Here is a 23,897-nt window from a genome sequence, read left to right as displayed (position 1 = left end):
CCTGTCCAAGTTACTGCTCTTAACATGTAATATGGGGGAGTGCCGCCCTTAACGCAAACCCGCGCGCTCCGCGACGCGGTCGATTGCGGCGATTACGGACCGGGGATGGGTGTGGTGCGGCATATGCCCCACACCTTCGAGGACAGTGACGCTGGCTCCTTCGATCTGGTCCGGCAATTTGGCCGAATGCACCGCAAGCGGCACAATCGTGTCGGCGTCGCCGTGCACAACCTCGACCGGGACCGTGATCGAACCATATTGCGCCGACATCTCGACCACATGGGGCCGCAGCCAGTTCACCTGCCGCGCATTGGCCCGCATCGATGCACGGCGCAGTGTCAGGGCCGGGCCCACATGCTCAAGATACCCGTCCGGCGCGGTTTGCGGGGCAAAGATGCTGGCCAGAGCGCTGTCGATATAGCTCTGCGGGACAAAGGCGGACAGGACCGGCACGACCAACGCGCCACCCCAGGCCGACCCGTTCACCGTGTAGGTCCAGCCCAGATCGCCGGGCCATGGGTTGGCCACGCCCGCCACGGACACAACGCCTGCCAGATCGTCGTATTCCAGCGCCCAGGCCAGCGCCACGATGCCGCCAAAGGAATGGCCCAGAACGATAGGGTTTTCGACACCCAGCTGATCCGTGGCACCGCGCAGCAGCCGAGCCTGCGCCCGCGGATCGGCGTGCCCGGTCGACCAGGCTGCCTTATGTTCGGGCGCGATCTGTTCCGTCCAGCCAAGGCCCGGCCGGTCGAGGATCGTCACGCGGTAGCGATCCCGCACCAGATCGGCGAAGGCAAAGGTATAATCGCGCGTATTGCCCGACGCGCCGTGGATCAGCACCAGATCCGGGCCGGACCCCATCTGCACCGCATGCACCGCGACCCCGTCCACATCGACCAGTTGCCCCGTGGGGGGATAGGCCGCGGCTGCATCGCGCTCGCGTTTCAGGGCAAAAAGCTGTACTGCGGCAAAGCACAGGACGCCAATGCCCAGCAGGAAAAACAACCCTGTTTTCATCACACTACCCTCGCAGGTCGGTCCGGTCCTGCCCAATGCGGTCCATATCGTATGGGGTCGTCAGATAGATCTCTGACAGCCAGTTTCCATAGAGAAGATGTGCATGGCTGCGCCAGCGATTGGCGGGTGGCTGCGTGGGATCGTTTTCGGGGAAATAACCTACGGGCAGGGCGATCTCCGCGCCCTCCACCTGCACCGAGTCTAAGTCGCGGTCATATTCCTGTTTTAGCGTGTCGCTGTCATATTCGAAATGGTTCAGGATATAGAGCGCGCGGTGGCCCGGATCTTCGATCAGGCAGGGCCCGGTGACGTTGGATCCCAGCAGGATCTGGAGGCCTGCGGCCTCGACCTCGGGTGCTCGCACTTCTGTCCAGCGGCTGACCGGCACAACACAGTCATCCGAGAACCCGCGCAGATAGGGCGACGCCGGGGCGAGGTTGCTGTGCCGGTAGGTGCCGAACAGTTTCGACCCCAACAGGTGTTTCGGCACCTTGTGGAAATGGTGCAGCATCGCCATCCCGCCCCAGCAGACGCCAAAGGTGGAATGCACGTTGGTCTGGGTCCAGTCCATGACCTCTTCAAGCTCTGTCCAGTAGTCGACATCCTCGAAATCGAGATGTTCGATGGGCGCCCCTGTGATGATCAGCCCGTCGAATTTCTGCGCCTTCACCTCCTGAAAGGTGCGGTAAAAGCTCTCCATATGTTCGGCGGCGGTGTTGCGCGTCTCGTGGTTGGACATGCGGATCAGGGTCAGTTCGATCTGTAGTGGGGTCGCGCCGATCAGACGGGCAAACTGGGTTTCCGTCTGGATTTTCTTGGGCATCAGGTTCAACAACCCGATCTTGAGCGGGCGGATGTCCTGGTGCTGCGCCAGATCTTCGTCCATGACCATCACGCCTTCGTTCGTGAGAACGGAATAGGCGGGCAGGGTGGAAGGGAGCTTGATCGGCATTTTGTCTGTCCTGACAGGTGTTTGGGATCGGTGCGGCCGGGGTTCTTTGCATATTTGAAGAACAATGAAGGCCCTAGATAGAGCTAGGGCATGCGACGCTCAAGAGCGGCAGCAACGAGGTCGATGAAATCGGCTTCACCTTTGAGAGAGGCAACCTCGTCCGCGGTGACGGTGACACCCCAACGGGCCATTGCCTCGTATCGCGGCTGGCGGTGGGCGAGGGCACGGGCATAGGTCCAGCGGACAAAGGCGTCGGGATCGACGCGCGCGGGTGCGGTTCCGGTCTCGGCCAGGTAGGTCTGCCAACAGGTCAGCAGAAAGTCGGGCTGATAGGCCATCGGTTTGGGGGCCGCGTCAAAGCGCGCAATCAGCGCCTGTGTGTGTGCCGCGTCGCCCTTGATCCACAGCGGCAGGCAAGTGGCGCTGAGCGTGGTCATCAGCGGGTCGGCGTCATCGTCCGGGTCAACCCATTCACAGATCGATCCGCCGGTGTCGCAGATGAAATGCGGATAGCCATAGAGCCGCTGTGCCCGGTCGGCGAAGTGGGCGGTATCGTGCAGGGCGGCCAGTTCCGATTGCCGGAACTGTTCCTGACGGCGGCGGTATTCGTCGATCGGCAGGCCGCCGCGTGCGGGGTCACCGGGCTTGCCCAGATAGGTCGAGACGGGGCTGAGGTTGTCGAATGTGATGTTGGAGCCGATATAGATGCTGTCGCTCAGCAGAAGATCCCGCAGGAACGGCACCTTCATTGCTTCGGCCTTGGCGTTGTCGGCGATCAGTTCGCCCATGTAGCGCGTGCCGATGCGGTAATCGATGGAATAGTGGAACCAGTCCCCCGAGGCGCGCACGGTGGTCGACATATGCGTCTTGCCCAGGCCCGACATGCCATAGACCAGCACCCGTTTCTGCGGGGCGGCCCGCCAGTGTTCCGCGTCGCGGTAAAGCATGCAATCAGTTCCTGTCCCCGGTTTGCAGGCTGTCCTAGCGGGGGCCGCCCGCCCGGTCAACGGCGCGGCGTCTGATCAGGGTCCAGATGCGACCATCGAGGATCGCCAGACCCAGAGCGAGCAGCACAAAGCCGGCAAATGCATTGGGGTTCAGCGCCTCGTCCCGCACCAGAGCGCCCAACGCGATGGCGACGGGTGCAATCAGGAGCGTGACCAGCATCAGGTTGCCCGACCCGGCCATGGCCAGCACACGGTAGTAGAGCAGGTAAGCGCCCGCCGTCGCGATCAGCGCGTAGTAGGCGATGGCGGCCAGCGTCGTGCCCTCCAGCGCCAGCGAGATGGGGCCGTCGACAACCCAAGCCATTGGCACCGTCACCAGTGTCGCCCCGGTCAGCATGCCTGCGGCGGCCACCTGGGGGGGCAGGCCGCCCAGAAACACCCGCGCCCACGCGCCGGCCAGTGCATAGCTGACCGTGCCGGCGATGATGGCGATCTGGGCGAGGCTGCGCAGATCAAAGCTGCGCAAATTCTCGAGGCCAATGGCGGTCGCCACCCCGACAAAGCCAAGGCCGACGCCCACGCCCTTGCGCAGCGTCATCCGTTCGTCAGCAAAGAACAGTGCCGCCACCAGCACCCCAAAGATCGCCGTTGCGGCATTCAGGATCGAGGTCAGCCCGGTCTCGATGTGAACCTGCCCCCATGCCATCAACCCGAAGGGGATCACGTTGTTCAGCACCCCCATCCCCAGGAACCCCAGCCAGATCCGGGGCGACCGCGGCACCGGCAGCCGCATGGCCCAGACCACGCCCCACAGGGCCAGCATCGCCCAGCCCGTGCGGTGGGCCACGCTGGTCAGGGGCGTGATTTCATCCAGCGCGATGCGGATCGACAGGAACGACCCGCCCCAGATCGCGGCCAGCAAAATCAATTCGGCCCAGGCGCGGCCACTTAGAGTCTTTTGTGGTGTCATGGGATGTTCATGGCAGATGTGACCCGGTGCGCCCACCCGAATCCTGTGCAAATGAAAAACCCCGCCACGAGGGCGGGGTTTGCTGAAATGCCTGACGCGGTCAGATCAGAACTGGTAGGCGAATTTCACACCAAAGGATGTGGCGCTGTTGCCGTCAAAATTGGCGACGCCGCGGCCGCCGGGCGAGGATACCGCGTCACCCAGCTGAGTATAACGGACACCGGCCGACACGGAGAAGTTCTCGTTCACGTCGTATTTTGCACCGACCGCGATGTGACGCGAGCCGTTCGTGGGCGACAGCGGCGAGACAAAGTTGTCTTCACCCACGGTCGAGAACCCGACCGCGACCGACCCCGACCACTTTTCGCTAAAGCGGCGGCCGACGCCGATCTCGAAGTCATACCCGTCTTCGAGGTCTGTCAGCGGGTTGCCTGTCGCACCAAAGAAGCCGGTGGGTTGCACCACCGTTTGGCTGTAGCGCGCATAACGCAGGTTGCCGAACAGCAGGGTGTTCTGTGCGATCCCGGTCTGGAAATCCAGGTTGATGCTCTCGGGTGTGTCGACGGACGTTGTGCCCGGAGGGGCGATGACTGCACCGCGAATGGTTTCCGAGGTGGGCAGGCTGTGTGTCGTACCCGAATTGTAGGTCAGCGCCACGCGCAGGGCGATGGCAGGAATTTCATACGCCGCACCAATGACATAGCCCCAATCCCCATCAGAAGAGAAGTTGCCTTCGTACCCGTTCACGCCACTGGGTGTGAAGGGCGTGGCGGGGCTGTTGAAGGCCAGACCGCCCAGCGTCACGTTTGCAGACACTTCCTGATAGCGCAGGCCGCCGTGGACCGACCAGCTGTTGTTGAACTTGTAGCGGGCGAGCGCCGTGATGGCTTGGCTGTCAACCGTGGCGCCCGTGCCGCCAAGGATCGTGGTAAAGTTCGATCCGGGATAGAGCGTGTCCGACCCATAGGGTTCGTCGGCAATGATCGCGAGGGACAGTTTGTCCGACAGATCGTATTTCAGGCCGAGGTTCCAGATCGAGAACGAGTCCGCGACATTGGCGATGGGCGCGCCGCCAAAGGCTGCGAATGTCTGTCCGGTCACGTCAGGGTCGGTATAGCCAAAGCTCAACTCGACGCGGTTGCCTTCTTCGAACAGGATTCCGATGCGCTGTCCCGAACGGTCAAGCCCGACAGCATGTGCGGATGCGGTGGACGCCAAGAGCGCCGCCACCGTCAGTAGACGGGTCTTCATGTGTATTCCTCCCAAAACCGCGCAAAGAACGTGTTGAGTGGGTGCGCGTTGGTTACGAAATGACAATTTCAAGGGGGATGCGTCAATATTGACCCTAGGGAACAACCCGCCCAAGTGACGGAGCGTCATAATTGTGTGACAATGGCATCACAGCGGTTTGGAACCGCGTGTTTCTACCCAGATGTTCAAATAATTGCCTGCGAAAATGATCACCGCGCCCACCAGAACCCAGATATCGATCACCTCTCCGTAGACCAGCATGCCGACAACGGCGATGGTGGGCAGGCGGATGAAATCGATGGGCACGACCACCGTGGCGGGCGCAATGGCCAGCGCATTGGTCAGGCAGTAATGCGCCAAAAGGCCCGCACAGCCGATCAGGAAGACCCAAGGGGCGGCCCGTGCATCCGGCACCGCGATGTCCCCGTCATAGCCTGCAATGATCAGGCCCATGACCAGCTGCATCGCCGTCAGCCAGAACAGGATGGAGCCAATGCCCTCGTTGCGGGTCAGTTTCTTCGTCAGCATCATGGTCAGCGCGAAAAAGATCGCGGAGCTGGCGGCGGTAATGACGCCGGGCGTGATCCCGGCCATATCTGGCCGCGCCACGATCAGGATACCGATAAAGCCCATGATGGCCGCCAGCGCGCGCACCGCCGTCAGCCGTTCACCGAGGATCAGCGGGCTCAGCACGATCACCCAGATCGGTGAGGTGAATTCCAGCGCAAAGACCTGCGCCAGCGGGATAACGGTCACCGCATAGAACCACAGGTTCTGTCCGGTGAAGTGGGCCAGGTTCCGAAACAGATGGGTGCCAAGGCGGGCGGTTTGCACCTGTGCCCATGACCCCGTGACGGTCAGCAGGGCACAGACGACAATCACGCCGACAACGCTGCGATACATCATGATCTCGAACGTATCGAGCTGTGTCGCCACCTCGCGGCCCGCCACCGCCATGATCGAGAACGACCCGATCGATCCGCTCATCCACAGGGCGGCCTTGAGCACCGGGTTCATGGCGTGCCTTTGATGACGTAGTCCCGTTCGATGCCTGCCGTGTCGCGCGCCCAGTCCGAAGCCGCCGCCCGCGCCTGATGCGCATCGAATGCGGCGGGGTCTGTGAATTCTTCGGCGACGGCCCAGATCATCGGATCGTCCGTTGGTGTCACCTCAAAGGAAACACAGCCCGGCTCCGCCCGTGTCAGCACCACATGCGCGGGCAAGGCGGCGCGCACACGGGTGGCCTCTTCGGTCGTCTTGCACCGCAGCGTTCCGGTCAGGGTCACTCCCATTCGATGGTGCCCGGAGGTTTCGAGGTGATGTCATAGGTCACGCGATTGATGCCCGGCACTTCGTTGATGATGCGCGTGGCGGTCTCGCCCAGGAAATCATGGGTGAACGGATAGTAATCCGCCGTCATGCCGTCCACGGATGTCACCGCGCGCAGGGCGCAGGCATAATCATAGGTGCGCCCATCGCCCATCACACCAACGGTGCGCACGGGCAGGATCGCGACAAAGGCCTGCCAAATGTCATCATAAAGCCCGTGTTTGCGGATCTGGTCGATATAGACCGCATCCGCCTCACGCAGGATTTCCAGCTTGGGGCGGGTGATCTCCCCGGGGCAGCGGATGGCAAGGCCCGGACCGGGGAAGGGGTGCCGCCCGATAAAGCTCGGCGGCAGACCCAACTCGCGCCCCAGCGCACGGACCTCGTCCTTGAACAGCTCTCGCAGCGGCTCCACCAACTTGAGGCCCATCTTTTCCGGCAACCCGCCCACATTGTGGTGCGACTTGATCGTGACGGATGGCCCGCCCGAAAAGCTGACGGATTCGATGACATCCGGATATAGCGTGCCTTGGGCAAGGAACTCGGCCCCCTCGACTTGATCGGCGTATTTCTGGAACACGTCGATAAAGAGCCTGCCGATGATCTTGCGCTTGGTCTCGGGGTCGGACACGCCGTCCAGCTCGCCCAGGAACAGATCGCTTTCATCCGCGTGGATCAGCTTGAGGTTATAGTTGTCGCGGAACATGCCCACGACTTCTTCGGCCTCGTTCTTGCGCAACAGGCCGTGGTCGACAAAGACGCAGGTGAGGTTGTCGCCAATCGCTTCGTGAATGAGGATCGCGGCCACCGAACTGTCGACGCCCCCCGACAGGGCACAGATCACCTTGCGGTCGCCCACCTGATCGCGGATCGCCTCGATCATCTTTTCGCGGTAGGCGCCCATGGTCCAGTCTCCCGCGAACCCGGCCAGCCGGACAAAGTTCTCGTAGAGCTTTGCGCCCTTGGGTGTGTGGTGGACCTCCGGGTGGAACTGCACCGCATAGAAATTGCGCGTGGTGTCAGCCGTGATGGCGTATGGCGCGTTGGGCGAGGTGCCATAGACCTCAAAACCCGGGGCCAGTTTCGACACGTGGTCGCCATGGCTCATCCAGACCTGTTCGTCGCCCGCCTCGAACCAACCGTCAAGCAGGGGCAGGGCGGTCGTGGGCGTGACAAAGGCACGGCCGAATTCGGCGGTACCACCGCCGCCCGAGATCTTGCCGCCTTGGACCAGCCCGCCCAGCTGCTGCATCATGACCTGCTGGCCATAGCAGATGCCAAGAATGGGCAAGCCCATTGTGAACAGCGCCTCGGGCGCGCGGGGGGATCCGGGGCGCGTCACACTGTCGGGTCCGCCGGACAGAATCACGGCGCGCGGCTGCATCTCGCGCAGGAACGCCTCCGTCACATTCTGGTAGGGGTGGATTTCGCAATACACGTTCAACTCGCGCAAACGACGCGCAATCAGCTGCGTCACCTGGCTGCCGAAATCGATGATCAAGAGGCGGTCATGGGTCTGGTCGGTCATGTTCTGTCCAATAGGCCCGTGCGGGGATGGTGGCAAGCGCCGGACGGGGCTCTGCCCCGGACCCCGGAGTTTATTTGGCAAGATGACCGGGGGATGTCGCTTTTTTCCCTTGGGGGGCGCTAACCGCGCACCTGTCGGGGCGTGCAGGCGGTAGCACCGTGCCACTGAGATTCCGTAGACAAGGGGATGACCGATGGCCGAGGCAACAGCAGCACGCAGACGGGGTCGTGGCGGAGGCGGTGCCGCGCGGCGTGCCGAACGCAGTGCGGTGTCGTTCGAGACGGCGAAGTTCATCGAACGCAACATTCCCAATTTCGAAGTGCTGACCGAAGAAGCGCTGGAGATCATCGAGCACAACGCCGAGACGGTGCTGGAAGAGATCGGTGTCAACTTTCCCGACAATCCCCCCGCGCTGCAACGGTGGCGCGATGCTGGCGCGGACGTCGACGGCGAGCGGGTGCGCATCCCGCGCGGGCTGGCGCGCCAGCTGTGCAAGACGGCGCCCGCCTCCTACACCCAGCACGCGCGCAACCCCGCGCGGTCGGTCGAGGTGGGCGGCAAGAACCTGGTGCTGGCCCCGGTCTATGGTCCGCCCTTTGTCCATGACGCCGAAGGGGGCCGCCGCTATGCCACGATGGAGGATTTCCGCAACTTCGTGAAGCTGGGCTATATGTCCAAGTGGTTGCACCATTCCGGCGGCACCGTGTGCGAGCCCACGGACGTGGCCGTCAACAAGCGCCACCTCGACATGCTGCACGCGCACATGACCCTGTCGGACAAGCCGTTCATGGGATCGGTCACCGAACCCAGCCGAGCGCGCGATTCGGTCGAGATGTGCGAAGTGCTGTTCGGAAAGGACTTCGTCGCACAGAACACGGTGATGACGTCGCTCATCAACATCAACTCGCCCATGACATTCGATGATGTGATGATGGGTGCGCTCGAGGTCTATGCCCAGGCCGGGCAGGCCTGCATCATTTCGCCCTTTATCGTGGGCGGGGCCATGGCGCCGGTGTCGGTGGCCGGTACGCTGACCCAGGTGCTGGCCGAAGTGCTGGCCGGCATCGCCTATTCACAGCTGTGCCGCGCGGGCGCGCCCGTGATCATGGGCGCGTTCGTGACCTCGATCGACATGAATTCCGGCGCGCCCACCTTCGGCACGCCAGAGGCTGCGCACATCACCTATGGCGCAGGCCAGCTGGCGCGGCGTCTGGGCCTGCCATACCGGTCGGCGGGGTCGTTCTGCGGCTCTAAGCTGCCTGATGCGCAGGCGGCCTATGAAACGGCGAACTCGCTCAATATGGGGTTGTTGTCGGGCGTGAACTTCATGCTGCATTCCTGTGGCTGGATGGAAGGCGGGCTGGTCAGTTCTTACGAGAAATTCGTGATGGACGCCGATCAGCTGGGCACGCTGCACCATCTGGCGGCGGGCGTTCAGATCGACGAGAACGCGCAGGCAATGGATGCGATCCGCGAAGTAGGGCCCGGCGGGCACTACCTTGGCTGCGCCCATACGCAGGCGAATTTCAAGGCCGCGTTCTGGAAATCGGACCTGCTGGATTACAAGCCCTTCGAGACATGGGAAGACGAAGGCGGGCGCGACACCATGCAACTGGCGTCGCTGCGCGTGAAAAAGATGCTGGGCGATTACCAGCAACCGGCCATGGACCCCGCCACCCGCGAGGCGCTGGACGCATTTGTCGCCCAAAAGAAGGCAGCGGAACCCGACAGCTTTATGTAGGGCCCGCGCGGCGGGGTCAGTGTGCTGGCTCCGCCTGTGCCGCGCGCAGAATGCGGGCTTCGCCGACGATGGCGATCAGCACATCGATGTGGCGCAGCAGGCTGTAGGACGAATCGTCGCCCAGCCGCATGGCATTCAATTCCCCTTCGATTTCCATCAGCCGCATCAACGCCGCTCCATGGCGTGGCAGGTTTCCATAACCCAAAAGACGCGGCAGATGCGCCGATCGGCGGTAGTCTTCCGCACCGATTCGCGCGGCGCGCATCAACAGGCGCGGGCGGCGCAGGGCGTTCAGCATAGAGAGAATATCTTTCATTTCCGGTGCTCCTTGGTCGATTTCCAGCCCGATCCCCATCGGTGCTGCAACTGGACCATGACACAACCTGAACGGGTGTTGCGTGCCGCCGAACGGCGGCGTGCGTTGGTTTAGCAACTGTTTATCTTTTAGAAACAATGCTTGCGATATCGACGAATGTTAACGAACGAGTAACCAATGCACTTCTAGGTTGTGTGGATAACCCTGTGGGCAACTGAAGCATAAGACTTCGGACCAACACGCGAAGAGGACGGACAAGACCCATGCATCAGATGAACCGATCAGACCCCGTGCTGGCAGGATTGCCCGCTTGGGTGCCGGATGCGGCGCTGCACTATCTTGCCCACACAGAGGCGGGATTGCCGATCCGCGAACTGGCCCGCAAATCGGGATGTCATGCCTCGACCGTGTTGCGCCAAATCCGCCGGTTTGAAACCCGCCGCGACGATCCGTTGATCGACGCCGTGCTGCGAAAACTCGGGGCGACAGTTGGCCAGACGCATTCGTCCGCTGCACCTGCGCAACAAAAGGAAAGCACCGTGATGCAAGCTGCTCTGAAGGATCAAGCGCCCGACACCACCACCCTGAACCGCGATGCCCGCCGCATTCTGCGCCGGCTTTGCGAAACGGGGGCCGTGCTCGCCGTGGCGGTGGACATGGAAAAGGCCGTCGTCGTGCGCGACGGCGCCACAGGCTCCAGCACCCGCACGGCCGTGGTCGACCGCAAGGTGGCCGAAGCGATGGCGCTCCAGGACTGGATCAGCGCCGAACGCGCGGGCCGGATCACGCGGTACCGGATCACGCCAGCGGGCCGCGCCGCGCTCGAAGAGATGATGGACAGCGACGCGGCACAGACCGGCCCGGGCCTGTCCGAAGCGCCTGCGGATTTCGCCGACCAGCACCGTGTCTGGGGCGAACGCACCGTGCGCGACAATGAAACCGGCCAGCCGCGCAAGGTGCGTTACAACCTTGCGGAATCGCCCCTGACAGCGCTCGCGCGCCGCCGTGACAAGGATGGCAGCCCGTTTCTGAGCGACGATCTGGTCACCGCAGGCGAACGGCTGCGCGAGGATTTCGAACTGGCGCAGATGGGCCCGCGCGTGGCGCAGAACTGGGACAGGTTCCTTACAGGCGGCGGGCGCGGCGGCTTTGCCGCCGACAGCGGCGTGGGCAATGGCCCGGCACAGGCGCGGGGCCGCGTGGCCCATGCGCTCAAGGATCTGGGGCCGGGCCTGTCGGATGTGGTGCTGCGCTGCTGCTGCTACCTCGAAGGGCTCGAAAGCACCGAAAAGCGGCTGGGTTGGTCGGCGCGGTCGGGCAAGATCGTACTGCGCATCGCGCTGATGCGGCTCAAGCAACACTATGACGAAACGACGGGACCGGGGGGCGGCCTGATCGGCTGACACAACCGGTCCTCGGAAAATGGCGCTGCGTCCCTCCCCGCAGCGCCATTTTTTGTGCGCGTCTCGCCGGGACGTGATTTGGTGATCGGGCTGGCGTGCGATATGCCGCGCCGAACACCGGGGAAGGCGACCACCATGTCACATCACGCGCGCGAAGCGCTTGCGCTCTTGATCATGCGGCTGGGGCTGGCGTGGTTCATCTTTCTCTGGGCCGCGCACAAGATCATCACGCCGAAACAGTATCAGGGGCTGGCCCGCCATTTCGACGGGGTCGAGCTGGAGTTCACTACCATCTACGCCGTTGCGGGCGCGCAGATCCTGATCTGTGTGCTGGTCGCGCTGGGCGCGGTGCGCTGGGTCAGCTATCCGGCTCTGGCGCTCATGCACTTCTTTACCGTCCTGCGCCGGTGGGAAGGGTTCCTCGACCCCTTTGCCCTCAACGCGCGCGGCTTTCCCATCCACCGCAACCAAGTGATTGACCTTGCCGTGCTGGCGGCGATGGTGGCTCTGATCCTGCTGATCCACCGCGATCACTACAGCCTCGGCGCATGGGTCCGGCGCAAAGGCGCATAGCGGCCATGCGCCGCGTGGTATTCCCCGCACGGGTTTCTATGTTAGAAACAAGTTTAACGTTGAACGACCCCGGGGGGACCCCATGCGTGACCTGAAAATTCCCGAACAGCGCCACCCCGAAAAGGCGCGCCGCCCGGACAATCCCCAGCCCAAGAAACCCGACTGGATCCGCGTCAAGGCACCGGGCGGCGATGGCTATACCGAAACCGCCCGCATCATGCGCGAGAACAAGCTCGTCACCGTCTGCGAAGAGGCCGGTTGCCCCAATGTCGGCGAATGCTGGAGCCAGGGCCACGCCACCATGATGATCATGGGCGAGGTCTGCACCCGCGCCTGCACCTTCTGCAACATTGCCACCGGCAAACCACCCGAGGATCTGGACGCGTTCGAACCCGGCCGCGTGGCCCATGCGGTCGAAAAACTGGGGCTGAACCACGTGGTCATCACCTCTGTGGACCGCGACGATATCGAGGACGGCGGCGCCGACCACTTTGCCCAGACCATCCGCGCCATACGCCACCGCAGCCCCGGCACCACCATCGAAATCCTGACCCCGGACTTTATCCGCTGTGATCCGTCCGTGCTCGAGGTTGTCGTCGAGGCGCGGCCCGATGTCTTCAACCACAACCTCGAAACCGTGCCCGGCCTCTATCCAGAGGTGCGCCCCGGCGCGCGTTATTTCCACTCCCTGCGCCTGCTGCAACGGGTCAAGGAACTGGACCCGACCATGTTCACCAAATCGGGCATCATGGTTGGCCTGGGCGAAGACCGCCAATCCGTCATTCAGGTGATGGAGGACATGCGCGCCGCCGATATCGACTTCCTCACCATCGGCCAATACCTGCAACCGACACCGAAACACCACCGCGTCGATCGGTTCGTCACGCCCGAGGAATTCGCGTCTTATGAAAAGGCCGCCTACGGCAAAGGGTTCCTGATGGTATCGGCCACGCCGCTCACCCGGTCGTCCTACCACGCGGGCGACGACTTTGCCCGCTTGCGGGACGCACGTCAGGCCAAACTGGGCCGCGCCTAGGGCGACGGGATCGGGGGCAGGGCGGCCACATAGGCCGCCAGCGCCTCCCGGTCGGCCTCGGGCAATTGGCTCAGGTTTTCAATGACTTCGGCCATCTCTCCGCCCGCACTGTCATAGTCGGGCGTAAAGCCGGACGTGAAATATTCCACCAGATCGCCCTGCGACCACTGCAGTGCGGCAGGGGTGATATTGGGAATGCGCCCCTTGCCCGACGGGTTTGGCGCGCCCGCCATCCACTGATCCGTCTGCAAGGCGCCCACCGCGTTGCGCGGCGTGTGACATTCGGCGCAATGCGCCAGCCCTTCCGCCAGATAGCGGCCCCGCGCCACCACCGGATCGTCGGGATCGGGCATTACAAAGCCACTTGGCAGAAACGCGCGTTTCCACAGGCCCAGACCGCGCCGTATGTTGAACGGAAACCCCACATCATGGGGCCGGCTGACCGTGTCGCTGGCGGGCAGCGTCTGCATATACGCATAAAGGTCGGCGACATCGCCGTCAGTCATGTTCTGGTAGGATCCGTAGGGAAAGGCCGGATAGTAATGCGCTCCGCCGGGCGACACGCCAAGCGTTACGGCGCGGGCGAACTCGGGCAGGCTCCAACCGCCAATCCCTGCCGCGGGATCAGACGAGATATTGGGCGCATAGAACGTGCCGAAATCACTGGGAAAGGCCAACCCACCGGCCAGAACGGGGGCCTCTGCCGCTTCGGCCTCGGGCGCGGTGTGGCAGGATGCGCACCCCGACGCGGCAAAGACCAGTTGTCCGGCCTCAGGGTCGGGCGTGTGGGTCGCGCCATACCCGTCCGGCAGCGAAGCGGGCGCGGTCAGAAACCACCCCGCACCGGCGGCGCACAGCGCCACCAGCCCAAGTCCACGCCAGATCGCCATGGCCCGCGATCAGTTGCGCGGGCCGCGATAGGCCTTGTGACACGCGCCACAGCTGGCGCCCACGTCCCCCATCGCCGCACGCAGCGCATCCAGGTCGGTGCCCGCCGCTGTCACCATTGCTGCCGTGGCGGCCTCGAGCATCATGGCCTTTTCCTCGAACCCGGCCGCATCGCTCCAGATCTCGGGCTTGGCCCGCGATCCTTCGACAGCACCCTGCTCGGTGCCTTCGATCCACAGGACGGCGCGGTTCATCGCCGCTGCGGCGGCCAGGTTTTCGGCGGCGGCTGTCGCCGTGGCGGCGTCGTAAGGCACATCACCCTTGGCCATGCCGCCCAAAAGGCCCGTGTGATAGCCAATCATCGACATCTGCGCGTTGCGCGCGTCCACCGCGCCCTTCAATGCGGGGTTCGCGTGGCTGCCGGCAAAGGCGGCCACCGCAACAGTGCAGGCGGCAAGGGTGAGTCCGAACAGACGGGTCATGGCAATCTCCTGATTTTCGATGCGACAAGACCTAGCGCGATTTGTCGCACCTCCAAAGGCAATTCCGCGTGAAGAGGCGAACAAGTGGCCTCAGGTGAACCGCACCTTGCCGATAAACGGCAGGTTGCGGTTGCGTTGGGCAAAGTCGATGCCATAGCCCACGACAAATTCATCCGGGATCTCGAACCCGGTCCAGTTCGCCTTGACGTCCACCTCGCGGCGGCTGGGTTTGTCCAGCAATGCAATCGTGCGCAGCTTGGCCGGGCTGCGCCCTTCCAGCAGGCGGATCACGTGGTGCATGGTGTAGCCGGTGTCCACGATATCCTCGACCACCAGCACGTCGCGCCCCTCGATGGCGCCGCGCAGGTCCTTGAGAATGCGCACTTCCCGGCTCGACTCCATGCCATCGCCATAGGACGACGCCTCGAGGAAATCGACCTCGATGGGCAGGTCCAGCTCGCGCACCAGATCGGCGATGAAAACGAAAGACCCCCGCAAGAGCCCCACCACAACCAGTTTGTCAGTGCCCGCAAATTCGGTCTGGATCTCCCCGCAGAGCGCCTCGATCCGCGCCGCGATTGCCTTGGCCGAGATCATCCGATCTATGACATATGGACGCTCTGCCATGCCCATCCCCTTGATTTCACGCGCCGTTCGCGACACATCCTCAGGCAACACATGGCCCGAGGTTCTTTCTAGCGCAATGCCCACCCATTCCGAAACCCGCTTCCTGCCCTATACCGCCCAGCAAATGTACGACCTTGTGGCGGATGTGGGATCGTATCCCGAATTTCTGCCGTGGTGCGCGGCCGCGCGCGTGCGCAATGTCAGCCCCCAAGGCGATCACGAGGTGATGGAGGCGGACCTGGTGATCAGCTTCAAGGTGTTCCGCGAACGCTTCGGCAGCCGCGTGGTGCTCTGGCCCGACGCGCACCGGATCGACACCGAGTACCTCGACGGCCCCTTCCGCTACATGAAATCCAACTGGTCCTTTGCCCCCGCCGAGGGCGGCTGCGAGGTATCGTTCTTTGTCGATTTCGAATTCCGGAACGCGATCCTCCAGGGCATCATCGGCGTGGTCTTCAACGAGGCGATGCAGCGTATCGTGCGCGCCTTTGAACGCCGCGCCGCCGCTCTCTACGGCTGACCACGATGGCCACCGACATCACCGCACTGCTGATCCGCTATGCCACGGCCACGCCCGACGCGACCGCGCGCGACATCATGCGGCTGTCGCTGCTGGACTGGGCGGCCTGCGGGATCGCCGGGCGGGCGGAGGGGGCCTTCGACGGCTGGTCCGCCACGCTCACCACCCAAGGCCCCGCCACGCGGTTTGACGGCGCGTGCAGCACGGCAGCCGAGGCGGCGCTGGTCAACGGAACCCTGTCCCACGCGCTCGACTATGACGATACGCATTTTGACCATATCGGCCATCCGTCCGTCGTGGTCTGCGCCGCGGCCCTCGCCGTGGGCGAGGCGCAAAACGCCCCGCTGGACGCCATCATCGACGCAGCCCTGGTGGGCGCGGAGGCATCGATCGCCGCCGGGCTCTGGCTGGGCCGGGCGCATTACCAGATCGGCTTTCACCAGACCGCAACCGCAGGCGCCTTCGGGGCCACGGTCAGCGCGGCACGGCTGCTGGGCCTGACCCCGGCCCGAACCCGCGCGGCACTTGGCCTCTGTGCCACCATGGCTTCGGGCCTGAAATCGCAATTCGGCACCATGGGCAAACCGCTGAACGCGGGCCTTGCGGCACGCACGGGCGTAGAGGCCGCGCACTGGGCGCAGGCGGGCATGACCGCGCCCGATGACGGGCTGCACGGCTTTGGCGATACCCACCACGGGGCAGGGGCCACGGTCGCCTTCGACTGGCGCATGCCGCGCGTCAGCCACAAGTTCCATGCCTGCTGCCATGGGCTGCACGCCTGCCTCGAGGCGCTGCGCGACGCCCCGTTGGCACAGGCGCAGCACATCAGCGTGCACACACACCCCCGCTGGCTGACCGTCTGCAACCAACCCGACCCCGACACGGGGCTGGGGGCCAAATTCTCCTATCGCCAGGTGATCGCCATGGCGGCACACGGGCACGACACCGGCGATATCGCGGCTTTTTCCGATGCCTGCGCGCGTGATCGCAACCTTGTCGCCTACCGCGCCCGCGTGAGCGTGCAGGGCGACGACAGCCTGACGGAAATGCAGGCCCGCGTGATCGTCGACGGCCAACGCTTTGACCACGACCTCGACGCCGCCCTGCCGCTTGACGCGCGCAAAACCCGAATCCAGCAAAAAGCCCGCGCGCTGGTGGGCGCACGGGCGGATGATCTGTGGGCCGCGATCACCACCGGTGACCGCGATACGTTTGCTCAGCTGCTGACGTCATAGGCACGTTCGCCGTGCACGATCAGGTCAAGGCCCTGTTCCTCGGTGTCCGCATCCACGCGCAAGGGCGTGATCAGACGCACGACGAACACCAGAACCACCGACACCACAACCGTGTAGACGCCGACAATCACCAGTGACCCCAGCTGCGCGGCCCAAGCGCCCGCACCAAAGACCGCGATCATGATCGTGCCAAAGATACCGCCCACACCGTGGACCGCGAACACATCCAGCGTGTCGTCGATCTTCAGCGCGTTGCGGATCAGGTTCACCGCCTCCTGACACAACACACCGGCAACCGCCCCGATGATCAGCGCCTCGACCGGCCCGACAAAACCCGACGCGGGCGTGATCGATGCAAGCCCCGCAATCGTGCCGGTGACCATGCCCACAAGGCTCGCCTTGCCGAACTTGATCTTTTCCCACAGCGCCCAGGTCAGCGACGCCATCGCCGCCGAGATATGCGTGACCGTCAGCGCCATCGCGGCACCGCCATCGGCGGCCAGCTGCGAACCGCCGTTAAAGCCGAACCAACCGACCCACAGCAACGCGGCCCCCATCATCACCATGCCGGGATTGTGCGGCGGCGTGGTCTGGTTCTTGCGCGGGCGCAGGAACACGGCCAGCACGAGGGCCGCGATACCTGCGGTCTCGTGCACCACGATGCCGCCCGCAAAATCGCGCACGCCCGTCTCGCCAAAGATGCCGCCATCGGCCAGCATCCCGCCGCCCCAGACCCAATGCACCACCGGCGCATAGCACAAGAGCATCCACAGCCCCGAGAACAGCAGGACAAAGCCAAAGCCGATCCGCTCCACATATGCGCCCACGATCAGCGCGGGCGTGATGATCGCAAATGTCATCTGAAACGCGAAAAACAGCACTTCTGGCAGGGTGCCCGACAGGCTGTCCGCCGTCACACCGCTCAGCAGCAGCTTGTCCAGACCACCCCAGTAGCCCGAGGTGCCGCCGCCAAAGGCGATCGAATACCCCGCGACGAACCACAGAATGCTCATCAGACAGGCGATGGCATAGCAGTGCATGAAAACGCTCAACACGTTGCGGGCGCGTACAAGCCCCCCGTAAAACAGCGCAAGGCCCGGCAAAGTCATCATCAGCACCAAGGCGGTCGCCACGATGATCCAGGCTGTATCGGCTCCGTTCATTGTCCCCTCCGGAATTTTTATGTGCGAGGGGCTTTGGCGGAGTGCGCCTGCGGAAAAAAGAAGCAATGACGGTTTGTTGCGCCCTTTAATTGCGCAAAATACATACTGCACATTAATCAGGCATGAATTTAGACGCTTTGATTAAATGGCGGGCGGTTTAGGGATCGCGGCGCAGCCCGTCCAGCAGCAAGCGCAGCGCATGATCCCGCGCCGCCGCCCGCACCTCGCTGCGGCCCCGTGCGCCGAACTCCACGGTTTCGGTGGCGACGTGATGCGCCGTGGCGATGCCGAAACAGACCCGCCCCTCGGGCTTGAACTCCGACCCGCCGGGCCCCGCGATCCCGGTGATGGAAACGGCGATCCAGACAGGGGCATGGGCCAGGGCGCCCTGCGCCATCTCGGCGGCGACCTCCTCGCTCACCGCACCATGGGCGGCCAGCGTGTCGGGGCGCACGCCCAGCATCTCGGTCTTGGCCCCGTTGGTATAGGTGACAAACCCCCGTTCCACCGCCGCGGACGCGCCGGGAATGTCGGTCAGCGTGGCCGCGACCATGCCCCCGGTACAGCTTTCTGCGGTGGCGATCATGCGGCCCGTTTGTGTTGCGATTTCAACGATATCGCGGGCAAGGCTCATGTCATGATCACCCCGTGTGCCAGCGCGGCCAGCGCCAGCACGCCGATGGCCGCGAACACGCCCGCGATCACATCGTCAAGCATCACGCCCAACGCATCCCCCCGCCGGTCCGCCATTCCCACCAGCCACGGTTTCCAGATGTCGAACAGGCGAAAAAGGACAAAGGCCGCGATCCATCCCGGCCACATCGCCAACACCTCGATCCCCCGGTCCCACGCGGCATAGCTCAGGGGGGCCAGCGCGATCCACTGGCCCGCCACTTCGTCCACCACGATCTCCGACGGGTCGTGGTCGTCACTGCCCGCGGTCATGCGCGCTGTGGCCCACCACCCGGCGGCAAAAATGGCGAGGGTGGCCACGGCCAGACCGGGGAACCCCGCCAACTGGTGCAGCGCCCAGGCCAGCGGCAGCGCCGCCAGCGACCCCCACGTGCCGGGGGCCGGGCGCAGATGCCCCACGCCGCAGACCGTGCCTATCATTTGGGCAATCATGTCTTCACCAGCGCGGCCGTGGCGATGCAGGCAATGCCTTCGCCCCGCCCGGTGAACCCCAGCCGTTCGGACGTCGTGGCCTTGACCGACACCCGCGCAGGATCCAGCCCCATCAGCTCGGCCATCACCGCCCGCATCCGCGCGGCATGTGGCCCGATCTTGGGGCTTTCGCAGATCAGCGTGCAATCGACGTTGCAGATCTCGAACCCCATCTCCGCGGCAAGATCCACCGCATGGCGCAGAAAGATGGCGCTCGCCGCCCCCTTCCACTGCGGATCCGAGGGCGGGAAATGCTGGCCGATGTCGCCCTGCGCCAGCGCGCCATAGATCGCATCCGTCACCGTGTGCATGCCCACATCCGCATCCGAATGCCCCACAAGGCCCGCGTCATGCGGCACGTCCACGCCGCACAGCGTCACGTGGTCTCCAGGGCCAAAGGCATGCACGTCAAACCCGTTTCCCAGCCTAATATCCATTCCGCCCCCGCATGATCCGCTCGGCCCGGTCAAAGTCGCCGGGCATGGTGATTTTCAGATTGTCTTCGTCCCCCGAAACGATGGCGACGTCCAGACCAAAGGCGCGCGCCACCTCGACATCGTCCGCCGCCCCGCCGGGATGCGCCGCATGGGCCGCCCGGATCGCCTCCAGGTGAAACCCCTGCGGCGTCTGCGCGCGAAACAGGCCCGTCCGGTCCTGCGTGCCCGTCACCACACCCGCCGCCCCGGTCCAGAGCGCATCCGTCACGGCCAAAGCAGGGGCCGCACCCGCATGGGTCCCCAGCGCGTCGATCACCGCGTCAATCGTGCGCGCCGACACCAGCGGGCGGGCCACATCATGGATCAACACGTGATCCGCCGCACCAATTGCCGCCAACCCGCTGCGCACGGATCCCGCACGGTCCGCCGCCCCATGGGCCAGCACCACGCCCGCCCGCGCAAACGGTGCCGCGCGGGCGGCGTCATCAGGATGCACCACCAGCACGATTTCGGCCACGCGGGGATGGGCCGCAAACGCCTCCAGCGTCCACGACAGCACCGGCGCACCGGCCAGCATTTGCCACTGCTTGGGCACGTCACCACCCGCCCGCTGGCCACGCCCCGCCGCCACAATCACCGCCGCAACCCGGCTCATCCCGAGATCCCCTTGTCCATGCGCCCGGTCTAGGCTCTCGGGCGCGGCCTGTCCATCGCACGCCGCAAATGCACAAAAATGAGGCAAAGGCGCTAAACCACGCCAGTGAATGCGTTTGGCGTCATTGTGATGGACCAAACCGTGATATAGCTCGGTCTAAACGCACAAGGATTAAGCACCCCTTCATGGCCGCGCACCCGCTTGATATGCCCGCACCCGTGATGCTGGCCCCCATGGCCGGAATCACGGACCTGCCGTTCCGGTCGCTCGTGTCGCGCTTTGGCGCTGGCATGGTCGTGTCCGAAATGGTGGCCAGCCACGACATGCTCAACGCCCGCCCCGGCAGCCGGGAAAAGGCGGAACTGGGCCTCGATGCAATCGGCACCGCGGTGCAACTTGCGGGCCGCGAGGCCGCGCCCATGGCCGAAGCCGCCCGCATGGTCGCAGGCCAGGGCGCGCAGGTGATCGACATCAACATGGGGTGCCCCGCGAAAAAGGTGACCCAAGGCTATTCCGGCTCCGCGCTGATGCGCGACCCCGAGCATGCGTTGACCCTGATCGAGGCAGTCGTGAATGCCGTCGACATCCCCGTGACGCTGAAAACCCGGCTGGGCTGGGACGACGGGATGCTGAACGCGCCCCATATCGCCGCCCGCGCCGAGGCCGCAGGCATCCAGCAGATCGTGATCCACGGGCGCACCCGCTGCCAGTTCTACAAGGGGCGGGCCGACTGGGCCGCCATCCGCGCGGTCAAGGACGCGGTGACCATCCCCGTGATCGCCAATGGCGATATCACAGGCACCGACAGCGCCCGTGTGGCGCTGGCCCTGTCGGGGGCCGACGGCATCATGGTCGGGCGTGGCGCACAAGGGCGGCCATGGGCTCTGGCGCAGATCGCGCATGACCTCTACGGCATGCCGGCACCCTGCATACCAACCGGGGCTGCACTGACCGACCTCGCTTGCGCCCATTACCAGGAGATGTGCGCTTTCTACGGTGAAACGCTGGGCCTGCGCGTGGCGCGCAAGCATCTGGGCTGGTACATGGACACGGCCGGCACACCGGCCGATCTGCGCCGCGCGGTCCTGACGGCCAAGACACCCGCCGCCACGCTGGCGCTCCTGCCTCAGGCGCTGGGGTCTCATGCAAAGGCAGCTGCGGCATGACGGGGGTGGGCGATCTCTGGGCCTCGCTGCCGGTGCCGACCATCGTGATCGGGCCGGGCGACGACATCGTGGATATCAACTCCGCCGCCGAAGGGTTCTTTAACGCCTCCGCCAAGACAATGCGCGGCTTGCCGCTCTGGGATCAGCTGGCCGTCGACGCCCCGCTCGAAGACAGCCTTGCCCGCGCGCGCAAGAACGGCACACCGCTTTTCGTGAACGATGTGGATGTCGGCAACGGTCAGCGCGCGCCGCTGCAATGCGCGCTCCAGATCGCGCCGCTGGTGGGTGCGCCCGATCACATGGTGCTGATGATCTCGCCCCGCGAACTGGCCGGGCGCATGACCCAGAACCATTCCGTCAAATCGGCGGCCAAATCCGCCATCGGCATGGCCGAAATGCTCGCCCACGAGATCAAGAACCCGCTGGCCGGGATCACCGGGGCTGCGCAACTGCTGTCCATGAACCTGACGCAGGACGATCTGGAACTGACCGACCTCATCGTCGCCGAAAGCCGCCGCATCGTGAAACTGCTGGAGCAGGTGGAGCAGTTCGGCAACCTGTCGCCGCCCGACTTGCAGCCCGTGAACATCCACGACGTGCTCGACCGCGCGCGGCGCTCGGCGCTGCTGGGCTTTGGCGCGCAGATGAACATCATCGAGGAATACGACCCCTCGCTGCCGCTGGCCTTTGGCGATGCGGACCAGTTGTTGCAGGTGGTGCTGAACCTGCTCAAGAACGCTTCCGAGGCCGCAGGGCCCGAGGGCGGGACGATCCGGCTGCACTCCTATTTCGAACATTCCTTCCGGCTGCGCCGCGCCGACGGCTCCGGGCAGTCGCTGCCGCTCCAGATCGAGATCATCGATGACGGCCCCGGTCTGCCCGATGGCATCGCCGCCGATATCTTTGACCCGTTCGTGTCGGGCAAGGAAAACGGCACCGGCCTTGGCCTTGCCCTGGTGTCCAAGATCATATCGGACCACGACGGCTGGATTTCCGTCACCTCCGTTCCGGGCAAGACGGTGTTCCGCCTGTCACTGCCCCGGGCCCCCAAAACTGCCCAGACACCCCCACCGAAGAATGAGGATTGATCCATGGATGGCACCGTTCTTGTCGCAGATGACGACCGTACGATCCGCACCGTCTTGACCCAGGCGCTGACGCGCGCGGGCTGCAAGGTGCACGCCACCTCGTCGCTGACGACGCTGATGCGCTGGGTGGGCGAGGGCAAGGGGGATGTGGTGATCTCGGATGTGATGATGCCCGACGGCAACGGACTCGAGATGCTGCCCAAGATCAACCAGGACCGGCCCGGCCTGCCGGTGATCGTGATCAGCGCGCAAAACACGATCATGACCGCCATTCAGGCCGCCGAGGCCGAGGCCTATGATTACCTGCCCAAACCCTTCGATCTGCCCGACCTGATGAAACGCACGGCCAAGGCGCTGGAACAGAAGGCCCACTTGCCCGCCCGCCCCGCGGACGAGGACGAGCGGCCCGACGATCTGCCGCTGGTGGGGCGCACCGCGGTGATGCAGGCGCTGTATCGTGTCGTGGCGCGGGTGATGAACACCGATCTGCCGGTGCTGATCTGGGGCGAAAGCGGGACGGGCAAATCGCTGATTGCACGGGCGATCCACGACTTTTCCGACCGGCGCACGCTGCCCTTCATCACCGTTACCGCCGCCGAGTTGCAGGACCTCGAAGGGCCCGCGCGGGTGCTGGCCAAGGTCAAGGGCGGCACGCTGCTCTTTGACGAGATCGGCGACATCCCCGAGGAACTTCAGGCCCGCATCGTGCGCATGATGGACACGCCCGGCGAATACGTGCCGCGCTTTCTCGCCACGTCCCAGACCGATCTGGCCGGCGCGATGGAGGCGGGGCAGGTGCGCAAGGACCTCTACTACCGCCTCTCCGGTGCCACCCTGACCGTGCCCGCCCTGCGCGAACGGGTCGACGACATCCCGCTCCTGGCCGAGCACTTCCTCATCCGCGGCGAGAAAACCGGCCAGCCGCGCCGCCAGCTGTCCGCCGACGCGGCCGAAATCTTCCGCACCTATTCCTGGCCCGGCAACGTCCGCCAGATGGAGAACGCCATCCGCCGCCTCGGCCTCACCAGCAGTGCCGTGGAAATCACCGCAGGCGAGGTCGAACAGGTCCTCGGCAGCCAGCCCGAACAGGAACCCATCCGCAGCGCAGGCGATACCGAGAAACTGGGCGCTTCCGTCGCGCGCCACCTCAAACGCTACTTCGACCTGCACGGCAACATGCTGCCGCCCCCCGGCCTCTACCAACGCATCCTGCGCGAAGTCGAAGCCCCCCTGATCGAGATTGCCCTCGACGCCACCGGCGGAAACCAGGCCAAATGCGCCGACCTGCTCGGCATCAACCGCAATACCCTGCGCAAGAAAATCACCGATCTGGATATAGAGGTGACACGCCGTCGCAAATTGATGTAATACTGCCACACAACCCGTGGCATCTGCGCCGCACAGGC

General features: G+C 64.5%; 24 protein-coding genes and 1 pseudogene. 9 read left to right on the top strand and 16 right to left on the bottom strand.

All coding sequences use genetic code 11. The features are described from left to right. Positions 1-48 precede the first annotated feature (48 nt). From Q0949_RS06860 to guaA, 8 genes are all read right to left on the bottom strand, one after another. A complete protein-coding gene (locus Q0949_RS06860) occupies positions 49-1,020 on the bottom strand; it encodes an alpha/beta hydrolase (protein WP_299369941.1) in 972 nt (323 codons plus the stop codon). 4 nt (positions 1,021-1,024) lie between these two features. Continuing rightward, positions 1,025-1,972, bottom strand: a complete 948-nt coding sequence (metA, locus tag Q0949_RS06855; protein WP_299369940.1) for a homoserine O-succinyltransferase — start codon at positions 1,970-1,972, stop codon at positions 1,025-1,027. 83 nt (positions 1,973-2,055) lie between these two features. Beyond that, on the bottom strand, positions 2,056-2,919 hold the full coding sequence (locus Q0949_RS06850; RefSeq protein ID WP_299369939.1) for an ATPase: 864 nt from the start codon (positions 2,917-2,919) through the stop codon (positions 2,056-2,058). Between the two features lie 34 nt (positions 2,920-2,953). Then, positions 2,954-3,889 (bottom strand): DMT family transporter, encoded by a 936-nt coding sequence (locus tag Q0949_RS06845; protein WP_299369938.1) that lies wholly within the window; start codon positions 3,887-3,889, stop codon positions 2,954-2,956. 105 nt (positions 3,890-3,994) lie between these two features. Then, complete coding sequence (locus tag Q0949_RS06840) at positions 3,995-5,140, bottom strand: outer membrane protein transport protein (RefSeq protein WP_299369937.1); 1,146 nt, start codon at positions 5,138-5,140, stop codon at positions 3,995-3,997. 147 nt (positions 5,141-5,287) lie between these two features. Beyond that, on the bottom strand, positions 5,288-6,157 hold the full coding sequence (locus Q0949_RS06835) for a DMT family transporter (RefSeq protein ID WP_299369936.1): 870 nt from the start codon (positions 6,155-6,157) through the stop codon (positions 5,288-5,290). Continuing rightward, positions 6,154-6,432, bottom strand: coding sequence for an antibiotic biosynthesis monooxygenase (locus tag Q0949_RS06830; protein WP_299369935.1), 279 nt, complete (start codon positions 6,430-6,432; stop codon positions 6,154-6,156). The genes Q0949_RS06835 and Q0949_RS06830 overlap by 4 nt, the downstream gene beginning before the upstream one ends. Continuing rightward, positions 6,423-7,997: a glutamine-hydrolyzing GMP synthase gene (gene guaA, locus Q0949_RS06825; protein ID WP_299369934.1), complete on the bottom strand. Its 1,575-nt coding sequence runs from the start codon at positions 7,995-7,997 to the stop codon at positions 6,423-6,425. Before guaA ends, Q0949_RS06830 begins: the two co-directional genes overlap by 10 nt. A gap of 193 nt (positions 7,998-8,190) precedes the next feature. Here guaA and Q0949_RS06820 point away from each other — a divergent pair, with 193 nt between their 5' ends. Beyond that, positions 8,191-9,738, top strand: coding sequence for a trimethylamine methyltransferase family protein (locus tag Q0949_RS06820; RefSeq protein WP_299369933.1), 1,548 nt, complete (start codon positions 8,191-8,193; stop codon positions 9,736-9,738). Between the two features lie 16 nt (positions 9,739-9,754). Here Q0949_RS06820 and Q0949_RS06815 read toward each other — a convergent pair whose 3' ends face one another. After that, a complete protein-coding gene (locus Q0949_RS06815) occupies positions 9,755-10,171 on the bottom strand; it encodes a DUF6477 family protein (RefSeq protein WP_366524011.1) in 417 nt (138 codons plus the stop codon). 155 nt (positions 10,172-10,326) lie between these two features. Here Q0949_RS06815 and Q0949_RS06810 point away from each other — a divergent pair, with 155 nt between their 5' ends. From Q0949_RS06810 to lipA, 3 genes are all read left to right on the top strand, one after another. Next, entirely contained in the window at positions 10,327-11,457 is a 1,131-nt protein-coding gene (locus tag Q0949_RS06810) for a DUF6456 domain-containing protein (protein ID WP_299370829.1), read from the top strand. Between the two features lie 135 nt (positions 11,458-11,592). Further along, the gene (locus Q0949_RS06805) at positions 11,593-12,030 is read left to right on the top strand and encodes a hypothetical protein (RefSeq protein WP_299369932.1); all 438 of its coding nucleotides are present in this window, start codon (positions 11,593-11,595) and stop codon (positions 12,028-12,030) included. 82 nt (positions 12,031-12,112) lie between these two features. Next, on the top strand, positions 12,113-13,066 hold the full coding sequence (gene lipA / locus Q0949_RS06800; RefSeq protein ID WP_299369931.1) for a lipoyl synthase: 954 nt from the start codon (positions 12,113-12,115) through the stop codon (positions 13,064-13,066). On the opposite strand, the gene Q0949_RS06795 is transcribed toward lipA, so the two are convergent. The 3 genes from Q0949_RS06795 to hpt form a co-directional block, all read right to left on the bottom strand. Further along, positions 13,063-13,956 carry a cytochrome c gene (locus Q0949_RS06795; protein ID WP_299369930.1) on the bottom strand — a complete coding sequence of 298 codons (894 nt, stop codon included), beginning with the start codon at positions 13,954-13,956 and terminating at the stop codon, positions 13,063-13,065. The two genes, lipA and Q0949_RS06795, sit on opposite strands and share 4 nt — an antisense overlap. Positions 13,957-13,965: 9 nt before the next feature. Then, positions 13,966-14,436: a cytochrome c gene (locus Q0949_RS06790; protein WP_299369929.1), complete on the bottom strand. Its 471-nt coding sequence runs from the start codon at positions 14,434-14,436 to the stop codon at positions 13,966-13,968. 90 nt (positions 14,437-14,526) lie between these two features. Then, positions 14,527-15,063: a hypoxanthine phosphoribosyltransferase gene (gene hpt, locus Q0949_RS06785; protein ID WP_299369928.1), complete on the bottom strand. Its 537-nt coding sequence runs from the start codon at positions 15,061-15,063 to the stop codon at positions 14,527-14,529. 76 nt (positions 15,064-15,139) lie between these two features. On the opposite strand from hpt, the gene Q0949_RS06780 reads away from it, so the two are divergent. Both Q0949_RS06780 and Q0949_RS06775 read left to right on the top strand, forming a co-directional pair. Continuing rightward, positions 15,140-15,583 (top strand): type II toxin-antitoxin system RatA family toxin, encoded by a 444-nt coding sequence (locus Q0949_RS06780; RefSeq protein ID WP_299370827.1) that lies wholly within the window; start codon positions 15,140-15,142, stop codon positions 15,581-15,583. Between the two features lie 5 nt (positions 15,584-15,588). Next, positions 15,589-16,818 carry an MmgE/PrpD family protein gene (locus Q0949_RS06775; RefSeq protein ID WP_299369927.1) on the top strand — a complete coding sequence of 410 codons (1,230 nt, stop codon included), beginning with the start codon at positions 15,589-15,591 and terminating at the stop codon, positions 16,816-16,818. Here the strand turns inward: Q0949_RS06775 and Q0949_RS06770 are convergent. The 4 genes and pseudogenes from Q0949_RS06770 to Q0949_RS06755 form a co-directional block, all read right to left on the bottom strand. Further along, positions 16,800-17,981: an ammonium transporter gene (locus Q0949_RS06770; RefSeq protein ID WP_299369926.1), complete on the bottom strand. Its 1,182-nt coding sequence runs from the start codon at positions 17,979-17,981 to the stop codon at positions 16,800-16,802. The two genes, Q0949_RS06775 and Q0949_RS06770, sit on opposite strands and share 19 nt — an antisense overlap. A gap of 157 nt (positions 17,982-18,138) precedes the next feature. Then, positions 18,139-18,615 (bottom strand): CinA family protein, encoded by a 477-nt coding sequence (locus Q0949_RS06765; RefSeq protein ID WP_299369925.1) that lies wholly within the window; start codon positions 18,613-18,615, stop codon positions 18,139-18,141. Next, the gene (locus Q0949_RS06760) at positions 18,612-19,106 is read right to left on the bottom strand and encodes a phosphatidylglycerophosphatase A (RefSeq protein WP_299369924.1); all 495 of its coding nucleotides are present in this window, start codon (positions 19,104-19,106) and stop codon (positions 18,612-18,614) included. The genes Q0949_RS06765 and Q0949_RS06760 overlap by 4 nt, the downstream gene beginning before the upstream one ends. Further along, positions 19,103-20,237, bottom strand: a pseudogene (locus tag Q0949_RS06755) (bifunctional 2-C-methyl-D-erythritol 4-phosphate cytidylyltransferase/2-C-methyl-D-erythritol 2,4-cyclodiphosphate synthase). Before Q0949_RS06755 ends, Q0949_RS06760 begins: the two are co-directional and overlap by 4 nt. Before the next feature lie 185 nt (positions 20,238-20,422). Between Q0949_RS06755 and dusB the strand changes: the two are divergent. Genes dusB through Q0949_RS06740 form a run of 3 tightly spaced genes read left to right on the top strand, consistent with a single transcriptional unit; the run spans position 20,423 to position 23,859 of the window. Next, complete coding sequence (gene dusB / locus Q0949_RS06750; RefSeq protein ID WP_299369923.1) at positions 20,423-21,403, top strand: tRNA dihydrouridine synthase DusB; 981 nt, start codon at positions 20,423-20,425, stop codon at positions 21,401-21,403. After that, positions 21,400-22,491: an ATP-binding protein gene (locus Q0949_RS06745; RefSeq protein WP_299369922.1), complete on the top strand. Its 1,092-nt coding sequence runs from the start codon at positions 21,400-21,402 to the stop codon at positions 22,489-22,491. The genes dusB and Q0949_RS06745 overlap by 4 nt, the downstream gene beginning before the upstream one ends. 3 nt (positions 22,492-22,494) lie before the next feature. Beyond that, entirely contained in the window at positions 22,495-23,859 is a 1,365-nt protein-coding gene (locus Q0949_RS06740) for a response regulator (RefSeq protein ID WP_299369921.1), read from the top strand. The last annotated feature ends 38 nt before the right edge of the window (positions 23,860-23,897 follow it).

Origin of the sequence: uncultured Tateyamaria sp. (assembly GCF_947487805.1) — a bacterium.
Lineage (GTDB): Bacteria > Pseudomonadota > Alphaproteobacteria > Rhodobacterales > Rhodobacteraceae > Tateyamaria.
This window is presented reverse-complemented; position numbering and strand designations above follow the sequence as displayed.